This window comes from Streptomyces sp. NPDC048197 (genome assembly GCF_043202395.1).
Classification (GTDB): Bacteria; Actinomycetota; Actinomycetes; order Streptomycetales; family Streptomycetaceae; genus Streptomyces; species Streptomyces siderophoricus.
This window is the reverse complement of sequence record NZ_JBIDAJ010000037.1, coordinates 22,781-39,644: the sequence shown is the minus strand read 5'-3', so window position 1 is coordinate 39,644 and position 16,864 is coordinate 22,781. Positions and strand designations below refer to the sequence as shown.

Here is a 16,864-nt window from a genome sequence, read left to right as displayed (position 1 = left end):
TCATGGGGAGGATCATGAACCACGGGAAGGGCGGCGGCAACGGATTTACGGGACGAGCCTTCCGTCGCCTTCCACCGCGGCCCTACAGCGGTGCGACGTCGGTGAGTTCGCCGTCCTCCAGGGCGAGCCAGCGGGTGATGCCCAGTTCCCGGAGGAACGTCAGGTCGTGGCTGACGACCACGAGCGCGCCCTCGTAGGACTCCAGGGCGGTGACCAGCCGGCGGACCGAGGCCATGTCGAGGTTGTTGGTCGGCTCGTCGAGCAGCAGCAGCTGCGGGGCGGGCTCGGCCAGCATCAGCGCGGCGAGCGAGGCGCGGAAGCGTTCGCCGCCGGAGAGCGTGCCGGCCTGCTGGTCGGCCCGGGCCCCCTTGAAGAGGAAGCGCGCGAGCCGGGCCCGGATGCGGTTGTTGGTGGCGTCCGGGGCAAAGCGGGCGACGTTCTCGACGATGGTCAGGTCGTGGTCGAGGACCTCCAGTCGCTGGGGGAGGAAGCGGTGCGGAACGTGGACCTCCGCGGTGCCGGACTCCGGTGGGATCTGGCCGGCGAGGGTGCGCAGGAGGGTGGTCTTGCCGGAGCCGTTGCGGCCGGTGAGGGCGATGCGTTCGGGACCGTGCACCTCCAGGTGGGCGCGGGCGCCGTAGCGGGTGCGCACCTCGCGCAGGGTGAGCACGCCGCGGCCCGGCGGGACGGCGGTGTGCGGCAGGTCGATGCGGATCTCGTCGTCGTCCCGGACCGCTTCGACGGCCTCGTCGAGGCGTTCCCGGGCTTCCTTGAGGCGTTCGGTGTGCAGGATGCGGTGCTTGCCGGCGGAGACCTGGGCGTCCTGCTTGCGTCCGTTCATGACGATCTTGGGTTCGCGCTTGTTGGCGTTCATCTTGTTGCCGTAGCGGGCCCGGCGGGCCAACTTGACCTGGGCGTCGGACAGTTCGCGTTTCTGGCGCTGGACGTCGGCCTCGGCGACCCGCACCATCCGTTCGGCCGCCTCCTGTTCGGCGGCCAGGGCGCGTTCGTAGTCGGCGAAGTTGCCGCCGTACCAGTGGACCTCGCCGCCGCGGAGGTCGGCGATCCGGTCGACCCGGCCGAGGAGTTCCCGGTCGTGGCTGACCACGACGAGCACGCCGGACCAGCCGTCCACCGCGGTGTACAGGCGCTCGCGGGCCGCCCGGTCGAGGTTGTTGGTGGGCTCGTCGAGCAGCAGGACGTCCGGCCGGCCGAGCAGCAGGGCGGCCAGCCGCAGCAGGACGGATTCCCCGCCGGAGATCTCGCCGATGGTGCGGTCGAGGTCGATACCGGTCAGCCCGAGCTGGTCGAGGGTGGCGCGGGCCCGCTCCTCGACGTCCCAGTCGTCGCCGATGACGGTGAAGTGCTCCTCGCTCGGGTCGCCGTTCTCGATGGCGTGCAGGGCGGCGCGGGCCGCGGCGATGCCGAGTGCCTGGTCGACGCGGAGCGCGGTGTCGAGCGGGGCGTGCTGCGGGAGGTAGCCGATCTCACCGGCGGTCCGGACGCTGCCCGCGGTCGGGGTCAGCTCGCCCGCGAGGAGCTTCAACAGGGTTGATTTTCCCGAGCCGTTGAGGCCGATCAGGCCGGTGCGGCCGGGGCCGACGGTGAGCTGGAAGTCCTCGAAGACGCAAGCGCCGTCGGGCCAGCTGAAGCCGAGGCCGGAGCAGGCGAGGGAGGCGGCGGAGGCGGCGCGGGATGCGGGGGTCTGTGACATACGGGTCTCCTGGGTGCGCGGAAAGGTGTGCGGGGAGCTGCGCGGGAGACACCGCGGGGGGACGCCGAAGGGCCGGGTGCGCCGGGGTACGCCGGTCGGCACGCCGAGGTCACGGACGGCGCCACGCGGTACGTCAGGGCGTACGCGTGCGCGCGGTGTCTTCAGGACCTCAGACGAGCAACGGCCTTCTCCAATCGGCGGCAATGGGGCCGGGAAAGACGGTACGGGGGACGCCACGAAAAAGCAAACGCATTTTTCGTTGCGTTTGCAGCGAGGGTGCGCGCCGGCGTCCCCGGAACCCCGCCCTACTCCCCCGCCCCCTCGCGCGGGCGCAGCCGTACCCGGGCGGGACCGGTCGGCTGCAGGGTGATGCCGGCGGCGACCGGCACCTCCTCGTCCACGGCGTCGAGTTCGTACGCGCGCAGCAGCATCGCCAGCGCGAGCACCGACTCCAGCATGGAGAAGTGCTGCCCGATGCAGGCGCGCGGACCGCCGCCGAACGGGAACCAGGCGTACCGGTGCCTTTCCCCGTCCCGCTCGGGTGCGAACCGGCCGGGATCGAAGCGTTCCGGGTCGGGCCACAGCGCCGGGTCGCGATGGGTCACCCACGGCGCGACGACCACGTCCGCACCGGCCGGGATGCGGAAGCCACAGATCTCGGTGGCCGCCACGGCCCGCCGGCTGACGACCGGGGCGGCCGGGTACAGCCGCATGGATTCCTTGAGCGCCTGGGTCAGGTACGGCAGCCGGTCCAGGTCGGCGGCGGTGGGCACCCGGTCCGCCAGCACGCGGTCGATCTCCGCCCGGACCCGGGCCTGTTCCTCGGGGTGGCGGGCGAGCAGGTGCAGGGTGAAGGCCAGGGAGATCGCGGTGGTCTCGTGCCCGGCCAGCAGGAAGATCAGCACCTGCTCGCGGATCTCGGTGGCGTCCAGCGAACCGTCCTCGGCGTTGCCGGCCGCGGCCAGCAGCGAGAGCAGGTCCTCGCCCCCGGCTGGGTCCGGGCCGTCCGCCGCACCGGTCGCCGCGCGGCGGCCGGCGATGATCCGGTCGCACAGCGCGTCGAGTTCGTCCATGGCGGCCCGCGCCCGCAGATTGCCCGGGGTCGGCCAGTGCCGCGGGATCTTCACCGGCACGTAGGCGCGCTGCACGACGTACGCGTTGATGACCGGGGCGCAGCGGTGGATGGCGGCCACCGCCTCCTCGGCGTCCAGGCCGAAGAGGATCCGGGCGACGGTGCGCAGTGCGAACCGGTTCATCTCGGGGACCAGGTCGACGGTGGCGTCCTCGGCGGTCCGCCAGCGGTCGACGACGGTGACGGCCTCGCCGGTCACGGCCGAGGCGTAGCCGTCCACCCGGCGCTTGGTGAACAGCGGCTGCACCAGCCGCCGTTGCCGGAGGTAGTCGGCGTCCTGGCTGGTGAGCAGGCCGTTGCCGAACGCCTGCCGGACCTCCTCGTACAGCGGGTGGTCCTTGCGGAAGTTGGCGGCCTGGGAGGCGAGGATCTGCTGGACGCCCTCGGGCGCGAAGACGGCGTGGAACACGCTGCGCAGACCGGGCGGTCCGGCCTCCAGGCGGACCACGTCGCCGTGTTCGCGCCGGGCCCTGGCGAACGTGCTCAGGGAGTCGCGCCGCAGGTCGAGCATCGAGCCGAGCAGGGGGAGGCCGGCCGGGCCGGGGATGTCGTCGAGGGCGGCCGGGGCGGGCCGGGAGCCGGAGGGCGAGTCGGGCTGGGAGTCGGTTATGGGCATGGTCGGATGTCTATCCCGGCGACGGGCGTTCCTACCCCCGGCGGGGGCCCGGCCGCAATGTGGCGGGAAGGCGCAGGGGCCCGGGGCGGCGCCGGGCCGGGCCGCGTACCATGGGCCGGATGATCAACAAGCGTGCCGGGCGCCCGGCCCCCGCGGCCGCGGCGTCCTGCCGGGTCACCGTCTGCCGCGGCTGCTGCTGCGGCGATGCGGCCAAGATCCCGGGCGTGGACCACACCGGTCAGATACCCCGGCTGCGGGCCGCCCTGGACGGCGCGGCACCGGTACGCGCCTCGGACTGCCTGGACGTCTGCGACCAGGCGAACGTCGTGGTGGTGCAGCCCTCGCCGGCCGGCCGGGCGGCAGGGGGCCGGCCGGTGTGGCTGGGGCTGGTCAACGACGACGACGCGCTGGCGGACATCGCCGCCTGGATCCGGGCCGGCGGCCCCGGTCTCGCCGAACCCCCGGGCGTCCTGGACCTGTACACGATCACGGTGTCGCGGCGGGTGCGCGAGGGACTGGCGGACTGAGCGCACGCGTGCCGCCCCGACGGCCGGCTACTGCCGCCGGTTACCGGAGTCTTACGGCCGCGGGCCGGGCCGCGCGCCGCGCCGCCCGGTGGTGTTGGCTGGGGCCATGAGGTCTCTCCCGGGAAGGGCCCGCTGACCGTGCACCGCGAACCGCCGCCCGCCGCTCCCCCGCCCGCCCCCGCGTCCGGGCCGCCCCGGCGCGTCCTGGTCGTCGAGGACGATCCGACCGTCGCCGAGGTCGTCACCGGCTATCTCTCCCGCGCCGGATACGCCACCGAGCACGCCGCCGACGGGTTCGCCGCGCTGGACCGGGCCGCGGCCTTCCGGCCGCATCTGGTCGTCCTGGACCTGATGCTGCCCGGCCTCGACGGCCTGGAGGTGTGCCGCCGGCTGCGCAGCGCCCACGACGGGCCGGCGGTCCCGGTGGTGATGCTGACCGCGCGCGGCGAGGAGGCGGACCGCATCCTCGGGCTGGAGCTGGGCGCCGACGACTATGTGACCAAGCCGTTCAGCCCGCGCGAGCTGGTGCTGCGGATCGGCTCCGTGCTGCGGCGCGCGGAGTCCCCGCCGCCGGCCGCGGCGCCCGCGCCCGTCCTGCGGGCCGGGGACCTGACCGCCGATCCCGAGGGCCGGCGGGCCGACCGCGCCGGACGCGAACTGGCCCTCACCGCCCGCGAGTTCGACCTGCTGGTCTTCCTGATGCGCCACCCGGGCCGGGTCTTCTCCCGGGAGGAGCTGCTGCACCGGGTGTGGGGCTGGGAGTTCGGCGATCTGTCGACGGTGACCGTCCATGTGCGGCGGCTGCGCGAGAAGGTCGAGTCGGATCCGGCGGCGCCCCGGCTGGTGACGACGGTGTGGGGCGCGGGCTACCGCTTCGATCCGGCGCCGGGTTCCCCCGGGCCGGGAGAGCCGGCCGAGGGGTGTCTGCCATGACGGACTTCCTGGTCATCGTGGCGCTGGCGGCGCTCGGCGCGGCGCTGGTGGGGCTGCTCGCCGCGCCCGCGGTACGGGCGCTGCGGCGCCGTTCGGTGGTGCTGTCGCTGTTCGCGGTGGCGGCGCTGGCGGTGGCCGCGATGGCCGCGGGCACGGTGGCGGTCGCCCAGGCGATGTTCCTGTCGGGGCACGACCTGGGCGTGGTGATGGCCGTGGTGGCGGTGTCCGGGGTGGTGTCGCTGGCGGCCGCGCTGCTCTTCGGCCGGCGGATCGCGGCGGGCAGCCGGGAGCTGGCGCGGTCGGCGCGTACGGTCGGCAGCGAGGGCGGCTTCGTCGCGCCGGACGAGCCGCCGACGGCCGAACTCGCCGCGCTGTCCGGGGCGTTGGAGGAGACCAGCGCGCGACTTGCGGAGGCCCGGGAGCGCGAGCGGGCGCTGGACGGCTCCCGCCGCGAGCTGATCGCGGGCATCTCGCACGATCTGCGGACCCCGCTCGCCGGGCTGCGGGCGATGGCCGAGGCGCTGGAGGACGGGGTCGCCGAGGACCCCGCGCGCTATCACTCCCGGATCCGGACCGAGGTGGAACGGCTGTCCGCCATGGTCGACGACCTCTTCGAACTGTCCCGGATCCAGGCCGGGGCGCTGGCCCTGACCCTGTCGCGGGTGTCGGTGTACGACCTGGTGGACGACGCGCTGACCGGGGCCCGGCCGCTGGCGCGGGCGGGCGGGGTGCGGCTGGTGGACGGCGGGGTGGCGCCGCTGCCGGTGCGGGTGGACGCCCAGCAGATCACCCGGGTCCTGGGCAATCTGCTGGTCAACGCGATCCGGGCGACGCCGGCCGAGGGAACCGTCGCGGTCAGCGCCCGGCAGGAGGCGGACCGGGTGGTCCTGGCCGTCGAGGACGGCTGCGGCGGTATTCCGCCGGAGGACCTGGCCCGGGTCTTCGACACCGGCTGGCGCGGCGGCTCCGCCCGCACCCCGCGTGCGGACGGCCAGGCCGGTGCGGGGCTCGGGCTGGCGATCGTCCGCGGCATCGTGGAGGCCCACGGCGGCCGGGCGACGGTACGGAACGCCGGCGCGGGCTGCCGCTTCGAGGTGGCGCTGCCGGGGGCGGGGGCTTAGGGCGCTTCTGACGGATATCCGTGGCGACGCCGCGGAGATCCGTCAGAAGCGCCCTAGGGGCCCGGCGATCGCGTACCGGCTCAGCTGCGGGCCGCCGCCCCGTCCCGTTCCTCCGGGCCGGGACCGGTGGCGTGGTGCGCGTCGTCCGGACGGCGCTCCGGGAAGTCCCGGACGGTGCGGACCGGCGAGAGGACCAGGGTCAGGGCCGCGAGCGGCACACCGGCGGTCGTGATCCACAGGGCGGTGCGGACGCCGAGGGCGGAGCCGAGCGCACCGCCGAGCAGGGCACCCAGCGGCAGCGTCCCGTAGTTGAGGAAGGCGCTGCTGGCCACCAGCCGGCCGAGCAGGGACGGCGGGCAGTACCGCTGCTGGAAGCCCACCTTGAGGATGTTGCCGCCCACCACGCCCGCGCTGACCCCGAAGCTGCCCGCGACGTAGAGCAGCGTGCCGGCGCCCTGGGTGGTCAGCGGGATGAGCAACGCGGCGCTGGGCAGGCCGAGTTCGTACAGCAGCATGGCGCGGGCGGTGCCGAGCCGGGCGGCGGTGCGGCGCACCAGGAACGCGCCCGCTATCCCGCCCGTACTGGCCAGTGCGAGCAGTCCGCCGACGGCTCCGGACGGGAGGCCGACCTCGCGTACCAGGAAGACGGCGACCAGGGACTGATAGGCCATCAGGGCGAGGTTGGAGAGGGCACCGAAGAGCGTCAGCGTGCGGAACCACACATCGCCGGTGACCAGCCGCACGCCCTCGGCTATCTCGGCGGGCAGGGAGCGCGCTGCGCGGCCGTCGTTCCGCTCCGCCGGGCGGGCTTCGCGGTGCCGGATGCCGAGCAGGCACAGCAGGGAGATGAGGAACGTGCCGGCGTTGGCCAGCAAGCCGTTGACCGCGCCGGCCAGTTGGGCGAGGAGGCCGGCGGCGCCCTGTCCGACGATCTGCGCGGCGGAGGCGCTGCCGTGCAGCTTGGCGTTGCCCTCGGCCTGGTCGGCGGGGTCGAGGAGGGTGGGGAGGTAGGCGCTGTACGCGGTCTGGAAGACCACCGCGGCGCCGCCGGTCAGCAGGGCCACCGCGAGCAGCGCTCCCAGGCCGAGCCTGCCGTACCGGGCGAGGACGGGGACGGCGGCGAAGAGCGCCAGGGACAGCGCGGCGGAGGCGAGCATCAGGGGGCGACGGCGCACCCGGTCCACCCATACGCCGACCGGGAGGCCGATCAGCAGCCAGGGCAGCCAGCCGGCGGCGGCGAGCAGTCCGACCGCGAAGGTGGAGGCGTGCAGGGTGGACACCGCGACGAGCGGCATGGCCACGTTGGTGACCGCGGCCCCGAACTTCCCGGCCGTCTCACCGCACCACAGCAGCCGGAAGTCGCGGTGCCGGAGGAGCAGTCCGCTCATCGGTCGCCGCCCCCGTCCGCGTCCGCGCTCTCCTTCCGGGGGAAGGACTGCAGCTGGACGAGGACCGGCCGGGTCGCCTCGCCGTCCACCGCGGACGGGTTGCGGTTCGCGTCCAGCGCCGCCGCCCGGTGTCTTGCGACGACCTCGGCCAACTCGGCGTTGAGCGCCTGCAGTTGCCCGGCCGTCATCCGCAGGTCCTGCCAGCGGGAGAGGGTGCCGGCGTTGTGCCACTCGGGCTCCCAGTCCTCGGTGAGGTAGGTCGTGACCTGGTGGAAGTCCCGCTGGACGAACTCGTGGAGGTAGACCGACAAGGCGCCGCGGGTGGCCGGATCGTCGCGGAATTCGGTGGTGTCGAGGCGGTGCGAGACCCGGGCCGCCCGCCACCAGCGTTCGCGCTTGGTGCCCCGGCCGGTGTCCTCCTCGATGAAACCGTGGTCGGCGAGGTGGCGCAGGTGCCAGCTGACGGTGCCGGTGTTCTCACCGAGCTGCCGGGCCACCCCGGTCGCGGTGTCCGGACCGTCGAGGGTCAGCAGGTCCAGGATGCGCATCCGCAGCGGGTGCGCCAGGCCGCGCAGGCTGCGGGCGTCCATCCGGCGCTCGGGAAGGGCACCGGACGGCTGCGCAGGCGGTGTTGAGGGTTCGTCAGGCATGACCTGAGCATAGCCTTGCAGAGAGTCCTCTGCACAGTGTTCTCTGCAGAGAATTCTCTGCAGAGGGTTTTCCTACTCCCCGCCGCCCCCCTTGCCCCCCTTGCCGTCCTCCGGCGTCCACAACGGGTGTTCGCGCCGGGCCCATGCCGCGTCGACCGACCCGGTGCGCAGCCCCACCCTCGACTCGGGGTCCCGGTACGCCATCCAGAGGTGGCCGCCGATCACGATGAGGAGGCTGAGGGCGAGCCAGTCGTGGACGAACGTGGCGCCGGTACGCCAGACCAGCGGCGCCAGGTGCGTGAACCACATCAGCAGGCCGGTGCCGGTCATCACCAGGACCGCGCCGGCGAGCCAGGCCGCGTACAGCTTCTGGCCTGCGTTGAACTTCCCGGCCGGACGGCCTCCCCGGCGGCGCAGAACGGCCCGCAGCCAGCGCCGGTCGTGCGGGCCGAAGCGGTTGAGGCGGCTGAGGTCGGCGCGCAGCGCACGGGAGGCCAGACCGAGCAGCAGCGGGACCGGTAGCAGGATGCCGGACCACTCGTGGAGGGTGACCATCAGGGCGCGGCGGCCGACGAGTTGGGCGAGGAACGGGAGGTAGAGGCAGGCCGCGGTGGCCACGCAGACGGCCATCAGGGCGGCGGTGGCCCGGTGCACCCGGTGTTCGGCGCGGGTGAAGCGCGGGACACGGGGGCGGCCCTGGGCCGGGCCGGCGGCGGTCTCAGGTTGTGGGGACATCGTCCCGTCCGTTCGACCGGCCGACCCAGGCATCGACGTCATATCCGAGCTGCTCCCAGTATCCGGGCTGGACGTGGTCGGTGACGGTGATCCCGGAGAGCCACTTCGCCGACTTGTAGAAGTACATGGGTGCGACGTAGAGGCGCACCGGCCCGCCGTGGTCGTGGCCGAGCGGCCGGTCCTGCATCCGCAGGGCGACCAGCACGTCGTGGCGGCGGGCCTGTTCGAGGGTGAGGGATTCGCTGTAGGCGCCGTCGAAGCAGGTGAAGCGGACGGCCTTGGCCTCGGGGCGGACCCCGGCGGCATCGAGGAGGGTGGCCAGGCGCACGCCCTCGAACGGGGTGCGGGGCACCCGCCAGCCGGTCACGCACTGGACGTCGCGGACCAGCCGGGTCTGCGGCAGGGCGCGCAGATCGGCGAGGCGGTAGCTCGCGCGGTGGCGCACCAGGCCGTCGACGGTGAGGCGGTAGCTGTGCTCGTCCTTGTCCGGGACGGAACCGGTCACCGAGTAGTAGCGGAAGCCGCCGCCGGCGGGCAGCAGACCGGACAGACCGGTGGGGTCGTTCTGCGCGGCGGCGCCGAGGGTCTCGTCGTAGGCGCGCTGGAGGTAGGGGGCCGCGGCGACGCCGGCGGCGCCGGCCGCGAGCATCCCGAGCACCACGCGGCGGCCGACGGGCGTGCCGCGCCGGTCGTCGTCGTGGCCGGCCGGGCGGGCCGGATTCTCGTCCTTGGTCACCCCTCGATTCGAACACCGCGCGGGCGCCGGGGCCAGTGTCCGGGCCCCGGCGTCAGACTTTCGTCATGGGCTTCCGTCATGGGCCGGTGCGCCCGAACCCCCGGGCCCGGCGCAGTGCGGCGGCCCGGGCGGCCCGGAAGGCGCGGTCGGGGTCGCGGCCCGCGTACGACCAGGGGGTGCAGGTCCGGTGGCGGCCGATGCGCGCGAAGAGGGTGGCGGCCTCGGCCATCCGTCCCTCGTGGAAGGTGGCGTGGGCCAGGAAGTTGAGGTCGACCTTGCCGCGGGGGTGGTCCTCGCCCTCCCATTCCAGCCACCAGTCGAAGGCGGCCTGCCGGAGCCGGTGCGCGTGCCGGGTGCGCCAGTGGCCGGACTCCGCCGGGTCGGGCGGCTCCAGGCCGGCGGCGGCCCGTACGCGGTAGCGCTCGGTGTGGGCGACGACGGGGAGCAGGGCGAGCGGGGAGTCCGCGGGGGCGCGGGCGGCGGCACGGGCGGCGAACTCGTGGGCCGGGTGCCGCGGGTCGTCGGCGGCGTGCGGCTGCTGTTCGGACAGGCAGGCGGCCATCAGGTGGTGGGCGTGGTGATGGTCGGGGTGCCGGGCCCGTATCTGGCTGAAGGCGTGGGCGCGGGCGTCCTCGGTGCCGGTGCGGCGGGCCAGGATCAGCGCGCCGAGCCAGGGCGTGGGGTCGTCGGGCAGCAGCCGGGCGGCGGCCGCACAGGCCGCGGCGGCGGCACCGCTGCTGGTCCCGCCGCGCAGCGCCCGCCGGACGGTGGCGACGGCGAGGAGGGTGGCCGCGTCCCCGCTGTCCGGTTCGGCGAGCTGCCAGTCACCGGCCCAGGCGGCACTGCCCGGGACGCCGGCCAGCACCGTTAATCGGTGGCCCCGGCGGTCCCAGTCGGTGCCGGTCCCGGCGAGCAGGGTGCGCACCCGGGCCCACTGGCCGAGCGCCAGGGCGTCGGCGGCGACGGCCAGTTCGGCGTCGTCCAGCGCGGGGCCGGGGGCCGGGCCGACTGCCCGGCCGGTGGGGCCGGGGGCCGGGGGTGCGAGGGGCGGCGAGGGGGAAATCGACATCACGGGTCAGCGGGCTCCATGGCGCGCCGCGCCGGTCGTGCGCCGCACCTGTCGTCCTTGGTGGGCGGGGCCGGTTCTGCGCGCGCCTGTGCAGAGGGTGACGGTCTGGTCCGCACCAGTCATCACGCACAGCAAAGCGGTACGCAGAGCTCCCCGTCAAGGCGGAAAGAGGAATGGCTGGATCCGCCAGCATCTTTCCGCGGCCCCCACGCCGTCAGGCCACCGCCCGGGCGGCCGCCCGGCCCGCCGTACGGCCGGAGAACAGGCAGCCGCCCAGGAAAGTGCCCTCCAGCGAGCGGTAACCGTGCACCCCGCCGCCCCCGAAGCCGGCCGCCTCGCCCGCCGCATAGACACCCGGCAGGGGCGCCCCGCCGTCGGTCAGCACCCGCGAGGAGAGGTCGGTCTCCAGCCCGCCGAGCGTCTTGCGGGTGAGGATGCTCAGCCGGACGGCGATCAGCGGGCCGGCCTTGGGATCGAGCAGCCGGTGCGGGGCCGCGGTGCGGATCAGCCGGTCACCGAGGTACTTGCGGGCCCCGCGCATCGCCGTCACCTGGAGGTCCTTGGTGAAGGAGTTGGCGATCTCCCGGTCCCGGGCCACGATCTCACCGCGCAGCGCGGCCTCGTCGATCAGCGGCTCCTCGGTGAGCGCGTTCATCCGCCGTACGAGATCGGGCAGCGAGCGCTCGACGATGAAGTCCGTGCCCCGGTCCATGAACGCCTGCACCGGCCCCGGCGCGCCGGCCCTGGCCCGGCCCAGCACGTCACGGACGCTCTTGCCGGTCAGATCGGGGTTCTGCTCGGAGCCGGAGAGGGTGAACTCCTTCTCGATGATCTTCCGGGTGAGCACGAACCAGGTGTGGTCGTGGCCGGTGCGCATGATGTGTTCGAGGGTGCCGAGGGTGTCGAAGCCCGGGAACAGCGGCACCGGCAGCCGCCGGCCGCGGGCGTCCAGCCACAGCGGGGAGGGGCCGGAGAGGATCCGGATGCCGTGCAGCGGCCAGATCGGGTCCCAGTTCTCGATGCCCTCGGTGTAGTGCCACATCCGGTCGCGGTTGATGATCCGCCCGCCGGCCGCCTCGGCGATGCCCAGCATCCTGCCGTCGACGTGTGCGGGCACACCGGACAGCATCCGCTCCGGCGGGGTGCCCAGGCGCTCGGGCCAGTTGGCGCGCACCAGCTCGTGGTTGCCGCCGATCCCGCCGGAGGTGACGATCACGGCCTGCGCCCTCAGCTCGAACGCACCGGTCACCTCCCGGCTGCTGGGCCTGCCGCGCGGGACGTCGGAGGGCGCCAGGACCTCGCCGCCGACCGTGTCCACGCTGCCGGCGCTCCGGGTGAGAGAGGTGACCCGGTGCCGGAAGCGGAGGTCCACCAGGCCGCGCGCGGCCCCGGCCCGCACCCGGCGCGCGAACGGCGCGACCAGCCCGGGCCCGGTGCCCCAGGTGATGTGGAAGCGCGGGACGGAGTTGCCGTGCCCGGTCGCGGCGTAGCCACCCCGCTCGGCCCAGCCCACGACGGGGAAGAACCGTACGCCCTGCCGGTGCAGCCAGGACCGCTTCTCGCCGGCCGCGAAATCGACGTACGCCTCGGCCCAGGCGCGCGGCCAGTGGTCCTCCGGACGGTCGAATCCGGCCGTGCCGAGCCAGTCCTGCCACGCCAGGGCGTGGCTGTCGCGGATCCGCAGCCGGCGCTGTTCGGGTGAATCGACGAGGAAGAGACCGCCGAAGGACCAGTGGGCCTGCCCGCCGAGGGACTGCTCGGGCTCCTGGTCGAGCAGGATCACCTTGCGTCCCGCGTCCACCAGTTCCGCGGTGGCCGCCAGCCCCGCCAAACCCGCTCCGATCACGATCACATCAGCGTCGTACGCCATCAGCAGCCTCTCCTCGCCGGGGCCCGCCGGGCGTCCCGGCCGCCCCGGGCCACCCGGGTGGAACGATCCTCAGCGCACCCGACTGCCGCGTCAACCGTCCGTTACCGCGCAGTAGAGGAAGGCGCGCGGGAGAATGGGGGGTGACCAGGGCCACCCCTCACCTGCCGCCGGATGGCTATCCTCAGGCGCATCCCCCGCCCCGCGCGATAGAGGTGCGACGTGACGGTGATACTGCTCGCCCTTGGAGCGGCCTGCTGTCTGGGACTCGGCTTCGTACTCCAGCAAGCCGCCGCACAGCACGCCCCGATGAAGGACTACCTCTCCCTCCGCCTGCTGCTCGACCTCGTGCGGATGCCCCTGTGGGTGGCCGGTATCGGCCTGATGGTGGTGGGCATGGCACTGGGGGCGGTGGCGCTGGGAATGGGCGACATCACTCTGGTGGAGCCCTTGCTCGCGACCAATCTGCTCTTCGCGATGGCCCTGTCCCGACGGCTGACCAGACAGCGGCTGGGCCGCACCGGCTGGGCCGGCCTGTGGCTGCTGGCCGGCGGCGTCACCGCGTTCATCGTGGCCGGCCGGCCACGGGGCGGACAGCGCAGCACCGACCATCTGTGGCAGTGGCTGATCATGGGCGTGGTGCTGGGCATCGCCCTGACGCTGGCGGCGGTGGCCAAACGGGAGCGGGTGCACGTGAGCCTGGAGGCCGCACTGCTGGGCGTGGCGGCCGGCTTGATATACGGCCTGCAGGACGCGCTGACCCGGATCAGCGGCGAGCACTTCGGCCAGGGCGGCTGGTCGGCCCTGCTCATCAGCTGGCAGCCGTACGCGATCGTGGTGCTCGGGGTGCTGGCGCTGGTGATGGTGCAGAGCGCCTTCGAGTCGGCGCCGCTGCGGCTGTCCCTGCCCGCACTGACCGCCGCCCAGCCGCTGGCCGGGATCCTGTGCGGAGTCGGTTTCCTCGGCGACCAGCTGCGGGTCACCCCCGGCGCACTGGCCTGGGAGGTCGCCGGCATCGCGGCCGTGGTCGCGGGCATCGTCCTCATCGGCACCCACCCGGCGATGCCACCGGGCGCGGGCCGTCCGGAGGACGTCCGCGAAATGCAGCCGCGTTGAGCTTCTCCCCACGTACCAGCGGCGCCGCCCACGTACCTGTCTGTCCCGCCGCGGGGCTTGCCGTTGCTCTTTGCGGCGCCGCCCACGTACTCGGCTGCAGCGCCGTGGTGGTGCCTCACGGTTGCGCTTTGCGGCGCCGCGTATGTACCTGTCTGTCCCGCCGCGGGTGTTGTTCGCCGTTGCGCCTGCGGCGGGCTGGGTGTTTTTGGGTGCGGTGACGGGCCTCCGGGGCCTTGTTCGTGGACTGCTGACGCTTTACGTCCACGAACAAGGCCCCTCCGGCCCGTCCCCTCCCGTTGGGGGAGTGTGCGGGTGAGTGGGGGCGTGCGTTGTGGCGCGTACACCTGGTGTCGCCAGTGAGCGGGAATAGCTCTCCCGGCGTGTCCGGTTGTGGCCCCGCAGGGGGGCCTCGCGACCCTTACGGGATCTGTTCGACCCACCCCTACGGGTCCGCAGACCCCCTTATACCCCCAACGCCCACCCCCACCGCCCTCTTCCCACTCCCCCCACGGGAGGGGACGGGCCGGAGGGGCCGGTGTTTGGGACGTAAAGCGACAGCAGTCCCAAACACCGGCCCCGGAGGTCCGTCACCGCACCCGACACCCACCCAGCCCGCCGCAGGCGCAACGGCGAGACGCCCCGCGGCGCCGCAGACAACTACGTACGGGGGCGCCGCAAAGCGCAACGGCGAGCAACCCCCGCGGCGGGCCAGCCAAGTACGTGGGAGGCGCCGCAAAGCGCAGCGCCCCGCGGCGGGACAGCCAGGTACGTGGGGAGAATGCCTACATGGCCTATGAGGAACCGCTCAACGTCGATGAAGTCCTTGATGTCGTCGACGAGAACGATCAGGTCGTGGGGCAGGCGCCGCGCGGCGAGAGTTATGCGCGGCGGATGCGTACCCGTTGCTCCTTCGTGCTGGTGCGGGACGCGGAGGACCGGATCTTCGTGCACCGCCGTACGCCGAACAAGCTGGTCTTCCCGGCGCACTACGACATGTTCGTGGGTGGTGTGGTCGGCGCCGGGGAGAGCTACGACCGGGCGGCGCTGCGTGAGGCCGAGGAGGAGCTGGGGGTGCGGGGGCTGGCGCAGCCGGAGCCGCTGTTCAAGTTCCTGTACGAGACGGCCGAGCACACCTGGTGGTCGGCGGTGTACCAGGTGCGGTGCACGCTGCCGGTCGCCCCGCAGGAGGCGGAGATCGACTGGTACGCGTTCCTGACCGAGGAGGAGCTGATCGCGCGGCTGGACGTGTGGCCGTGGACGCCGGACGGGATGGCCGCGTACCGGCAGCTGCTCGCCCGGCGGGAGCGGGGGGAGTGCTGATGCGGGCGGGGCGGCCGGGCGGGTTGCGGCGATGAGCCGCGGCGGCGGGCTGCGGGCGGCCGGCGAGGCGGTACGGCTCTGGTTCGCGCCCGCGCGCGTCCGCGAGGAGGGCACGACCCCCGACTACCGGTTCTCGCTGGCCAACGAGCGGACGTTCCTGGCCTGGTTGCGGACCGGGCTGGCGCTGATCGGCGGCGGATTCGCGGTGGACCAGTTCCTGCCCCGGCTGCACGGCACGCTGCGGGTGAGCTTCACCGTCGTGCTGCTGGTGGGCGGAGGGCTGTGCGCGTTGCGGGCGGTCAACCACTGGGTGCGCTGCGAGCGGGCGATGCGGCGCGGCGAGGACCTACCGGTGTCCCGCTTCCCCGCTGCGCTGGCGCTGGCCGTCGGGCTGCTCGCGGCGGCCGTGGTCGTGCTGGTCCTGCTGGGCCGGACGAACTAGGCGATGGCGAGGGAGCGCCCGGTGGCGGGCGGAGCCGGGCCGGGGCCCCGGCCGGCGTCGGACCGGGATCCGGGGCTGCAGCCGGAGCGGACCCGGCTGGCCTGGCGGCGGACCACGCTGTCCGCCACCGTGGTGGCGCTGCTGGCCGGCCGGCAGCTGCTGCGGAACGCCGAGCGCGGGGTGGCGGTCGCGGCGGAGGCGGCGCTGACCGGCCTGGTGTGGCTCGGCTTCGTCGTCCTCGCGCACCGCAGGATGCGGGCCATGGCGGGCGGCCGGCCGCCGGGGCTGCCGCCGCGGACCGCGCTGCTGCTGATCGGCTGCACCCTCGCGCTGGCGCTGTGCGGCGCGGTGATTCTGCTGCAGGGGTGACCCCGTTCCAGAGGGAGGAGCGGAGGGGCGCACGGGAGGAGCCCCGGCGGCGGTTTCCCGTCCGGGCCGGTGGCGGGGGTACCGTGGCCCGGTCCCGCGGCGGCGGAGCGCACCCGAACTCCCCGTAGGCGGGTGGACACTGACGGGGCATCGAAGCAGGAGGCGCAGCCCATGACGGAAGCCGCGGAACGGACCACGACCGGGCGGAGCGTGCCGGAGGAGCCGTATCTGGCCGAACTCGCGGGCGGGGTGCACGCCTTCATCCAGCCCGACGGCGGCTGGTGCCTGAACAACGCCGGGTTCCTCACCGACGGCGGGACCACCCTCCTCGTGGACACCGCCGCCACCGAGCGGCGGGCCCGACTGCTGCGCCGGCGGATCGAGGAGAGCGGCGCCCCGGCGCCCCGCTTCGTGGTCAACACCCACCACCACGGCGACCACACCTACGGCAACGGTGTCTTCGCGCCCGAAGCGACCGTCATCGGGCACGCCGCCTGCCGCCGGGAGCTGCTGGCCGCCGGGCACCAACTGCACGCCGTCTGGCCGGAGGTGGAGTACGGCGACATCCGGCTCACCCCGCCCACCGTCACCTACACCGACGAGCTCACCCTGCACCTCGGCGACACCGAGGTGCGGCTGATCCACCCCGGCGTGGCGCACACGCCCGGGGACACCGTGGTCTGGCTGCCCCGGCAGCGCATCGTCTTCGCCGGGGACCTGGTTTTCCACGGCGGCACCCCGTTCCTGTTCATGGGCTCGCTCACCGGCTCGCTCGAGGCGGTCGAGCTGCTGCGCTCGCTGGACGCGGTCACCGTCGTCCCCGGGCACGGCCCGGTCGCCGGCCCCGAGGTGTACGACGTCATCGAGCGCTATCTGCGCTTCGTCGGCGAGCTGGCGCAGGAGGGCAGGGCGGCCGGCCGTACCCCGCTGGAGGTGGCGCAGCGGGCGGATCTCGGCCCGTTCGCGGAGCTGGCCGAGTCGGAGCGGCTGGTGGCCAATCTGCACCGGGCGTACGCGGAGCTGGCGGGCGGGGCGCCGGGTGCCCCGCTCGATCCGCTGGTCGGCTTCGGCGACATGACGGTGATGAACGGCGGGGTGCCGGTGGCCTGTCACGCCTGAGGCGGTCGTC

General features: G+C 74.2%; 16 protein-coding genes. 8 read left to right on the top strand and 8 right to left on the bottom strand.

Annotated features, from left to right (window positions below; genetic code table 11):
* Positions 1-82 precede the first annotated feature (82 nt).
* Both ACGF4C_RS32850 and ACGF4C_RS32845 read right to left on the bottom strand, forming a co-directional pair.
* Entirely contained in the window at positions 83-1,714 is a 1,632-nt protein-coding gene (locus ACGF4C_RS32850; protein ID WP_393571274.1) for an ABC-F family ATP-binding cassette domain-containing protein, read from the bottom strand.
* 305 nt (positions 1,715-2,019) lie between these two features.
* The gene (locus ACGF4C_RS32845) at positions 2,020-3,462 is read right to left on the bottom strand and encodes a cytochrome P450 (RefSeq protein ID WP_393571272.1); all 1,443 of its coding nucleotides are present in this window, start codon (positions 3,460-3,462) and stop codon (positions 2,020-2,022) included.
* Positions 3,463-3,581: 119 nt separating this feature from the next.
* On the opposite strand from ACGF4C_RS32845, the gene ACGF4C_RS32840 reads away from it, so the two are divergent.
* The 3 genes from ACGF4C_RS32840 to ACGF4C_RS32830 all read left to right on the top strand — a co-directional run bounded on the left by ACGF4C_RS32840 (position 3,582) and on the right by ACGF4C_RS32830 (position 6,043).
* Positions 3,582-3,989, top strand: a complete 408-nt coding sequence (locus ACGF4C_RS32840) for a hypothetical protein (RefSeq protein ID WP_030416235.1) — start codon at positions 3,582-3,584, stop codon at positions 3,987-3,989.
* Between the two features lie 138 nt (positions 3,990-4,127).
* The gene (locus ACGF4C_RS32835) at positions 4,128-4,922 is read left to right on the top strand and encodes a response regulator transcription factor (protein WP_393571269.1); all 795 of its coding nucleotides are present in this window, start codon (positions 4,128-4,130) and stop codon (positions 4,920-4,922) included.
* A complete protein-coding gene (locus ACGF4C_RS32830; protein WP_393571267.1) occupies positions 4,919-6,043 on the top strand; it encodes a sensor histidine kinase in 1,125 nt (374 codons plus the stop codon). Before ACGF4C_RS32835 ends, ACGF4C_RS32830 begins: the two co-directional genes overlap by 4 nt.
* A gap of 80 nt (positions 6,044-6,123) precedes the next feature.
* On the opposite strand, the gene ACGF4C_RS32825 is transcribed toward ACGF4C_RS32830, so the two are convergent.
* From ACGF4C_RS32825 to ACGF4C_RS32800, 6 genes are all read right to left on the bottom strand, one after another.
* On the bottom strand, positions 6,124-7,431 hold the full coding sequence (locus tag ACGF4C_RS32825; protein ID WP_393571265.1) for an MFS transporter: 1,308 nt from the start codon (positions 7,429-7,431) through the stop codon (positions 6,124-6,126).
* A complete protein-coding gene (locus tag ACGF4C_RS32820) occupies positions 7,428-8,081 on the bottom strand; it encodes a winged helix-turn-helix domain-containing protein (protein WP_393571263.1) in 654 nt (217 codons plus the stop codon). The genes ACGF4C_RS32825 and ACGF4C_RS32820 overlap by 4 nt, the downstream gene beginning before the upstream one ends.
* Positions 8,082-8,153: 72 nt before the next feature.
* Positions 8,154-8,816 (bottom strand): cytochrome b/b6 domain-containing protein, encoded by a 663-nt coding sequence (locus ACGF4C_RS32815; protein WP_393571261.1) that lies wholly within the window; start codon positions 8,814-8,816, stop codon positions 8,154-8,156.
* A complete protein-coding gene (locus ACGF4C_RS32810) occupies positions 8,800-9,552 on the bottom strand; it encodes a molybdopterin-dependent oxidoreductase (RefSeq protein WP_030416229.1) in 753 nt (250 codons plus the stop codon). Before ACGF4C_RS32810 ends, ACGF4C_RS32815 begins: the two co-directional genes overlap by 17 nt.
* 76 nt (positions 9,553-9,628) lie before the next feature.
* The gene (locus ACGF4C_RS32805) at positions 9,629-10,621 is read right to left on the bottom strand and encodes a hypothetical protein (RefSeq protein WP_393571259.1); all 993 of its coding nucleotides are present in this window, start codon (positions 10,619-10,621) and stop codon (positions 9,629-9,631) included.
* Between the two features lie 214 nt (positions 10,622-10,835).
* The gene (locus ACGF4C_RS32800) at positions 10,836-12,491 is read right to left on the bottom strand and encodes an FAD-binding dehydrogenase (RefSeq protein ID WP_393571257.1); all 1,656 of its coding nucleotides are present in this window, start codon (positions 12,489-12,491) and stop codon (positions 10,836-10,838) included.
* A gap of 219 nt (positions 12,492-12,710) precedes the next feature.
* Here ACGF4C_RS32800 and ACGF4C_RS32795 point away from each other — a divergent pair, with 219 nt between their 5' ends.
* From ACGF4C_RS32795 to ACGF4C_RS32775, 5 genes are all read left to right on the top strand, one after another.
* The gene (locus tag ACGF4C_RS32795; RefSeq protein WP_201809964.1) at positions 12,711-13,604 is read left to right on the top strand and encodes a DMT family transporter; all 894 of its coding nucleotides are present in this window, start codon (positions 12,711-12,713) and stop codon (positions 13,602-13,604) included.
* Between the two features lie 786 nt (positions 13,605-14,390).
* Positions 14,391-14,924: an NUDIX hydrolase gene (locus ACGF4C_RS32790; protein WP_393571255.1), complete on the top strand. Its 534-nt coding sequence runs from the start codon at positions 14,391-14,393 to the stop codon at positions 14,922-14,924.
* A gap of 31 nt (positions 14,925-14,955) precedes the next feature.
* Positions 14,956-15,366 (top strand): YidH family protein, encoded by a 411-nt coding sequence (locus ACGF4C_RS32785; RefSeq protein ID WP_393571253.1) that lies wholly within the window; start codon positions 14,956-14,958, stop codon positions 15,364-15,366.
* 3 nt (positions 15,367-15,369) lie between these two features.
* On the top strand, positions 15,370-15,735 hold the full coding sequence (locus ACGF4C_RS32780; protein ID WP_393571251.1) for a DUF202 domain-containing protein: 366 nt from the start codon (positions 15,370-15,372) through the stop codon (positions 15,733-15,735).
* Between the two features lie 171 nt (positions 15,736-15,906).
* Positions 15,907-16,854 carry an MBL fold metallo-hydrolase gene (locus ACGF4C_RS32775; protein WP_393571249.1) on the top strand — a complete coding sequence of 316 codons (948 nt, stop codon included), beginning with the start codon at positions 15,907-15,909 and terminating at the stop codon, positions 16,852-16,854.
* Positions 16,855-16,864 lie beyond the last annotated feature (10 nt).

What these genes read in the sequence shown, in the direction of transcription:
- ACGF4C_RS32850 (WP_393571274.1), bottom strand. Translation starts at nt 1,714, where the DNA reads ATGTCACAGACCCCCGCATCCCGCGCCGCCTCCGCCGCCTCCCTCGCC.
- ACGF4C_RS32845 (WP_393571272.1), bottom strand. Translation starts at nt 3,462, where the DNA reads ATGCCCATAACCGACTCCCAGCCCGACTCGCCCTCCGGCTCCCGGCCC.
- ACGF4C_RS32840 (WP_030416235.1), top strand. Translation starts at nt 3,582, where the DNA reads ATGATCAACAAGCGTGCCGGGCGCCCGGCCCCCGCGGCCGCGGCGTCC.
- ACGF4C_RS32830 (WP_393571267.1), top strand. Translation starts at nt 4,919, where the DNA reads ATGACGGACTTCCTGGTCATCGTGGCGCTGGCGGCGCTCGGCGCGGCG.
- ACGF4C_RS32825 (WP_393571265.1), bottom strand. Translation starts at nt 7,431, where the DNA reads ATGAGCGGACTGCTCCTCCGGCACCGCGACTTCCGGCTGCTGTGGTGC.
- ACGF4C_RS32820 (WP_393571263.1), bottom strand. Translation starts at nt 8,081, where the DNA reads ATGCCTGACGAACCCTCAACACCGCCTGCGCAGCCGTCCGGTGCCCTT.
- ACGF4C_RS32815 (WP_393571261.1), bottom strand. Translation starts at nt 8,816, where the DNA reads ATGTCCCCACAACCTGAGACCGCCGCCGGCCCGGCCCAGGGCCGCCCC.
- ACGF4C_RS32805 (WP_393571259.1), bottom strand. Translation starts at nt 10,621, where the DNA reads ATGTCGATTTCCCCCTCGCCGCCCCTCGCACCCCCGGCCCCCGGCCCC.
- ACGF4C_RS32800 (WP_393571257.1), bottom strand. Translation starts at nt 12,491, where the DNA reads ATGGCGTACGACGCTGATGTGATCGTGATCGGAGCGGGTTTGGCGGGG.
- ACGF4C_RS32790 (WP_393571255.1), top strand. Translation starts at nt 14,391, where the DNA reads ATGGCCTATGAGGAACCGCTCAACGTCGATGAAGTCCTTGATGTCGTC.
- ACGF4C_RS32785 (WP_393571253.1), top strand. Translation starts at nt 14,956, where the DNA reads ATGAGCCGCGGCGGCGGGCTGCGGGCGGCCGGCGAGGCGGTACGGCTC.
- ACGF4C_RS32780 (WP_393571251.1), top strand. Translation starts at nt 15,370, where the DNA reads ATGGCGAGGGAGCGCCCGGTGGCGGGCGGAGCCGGGCCGGGGCCCCGG.
- ACGF4C_RS32775 (WP_393571249.1), top strand. Translation starts at nt 15,907, where the DNA reads ATGACGGAAGCCGCGGAACGGACCACGACCGGGCGGAGCGTGCCGGAG.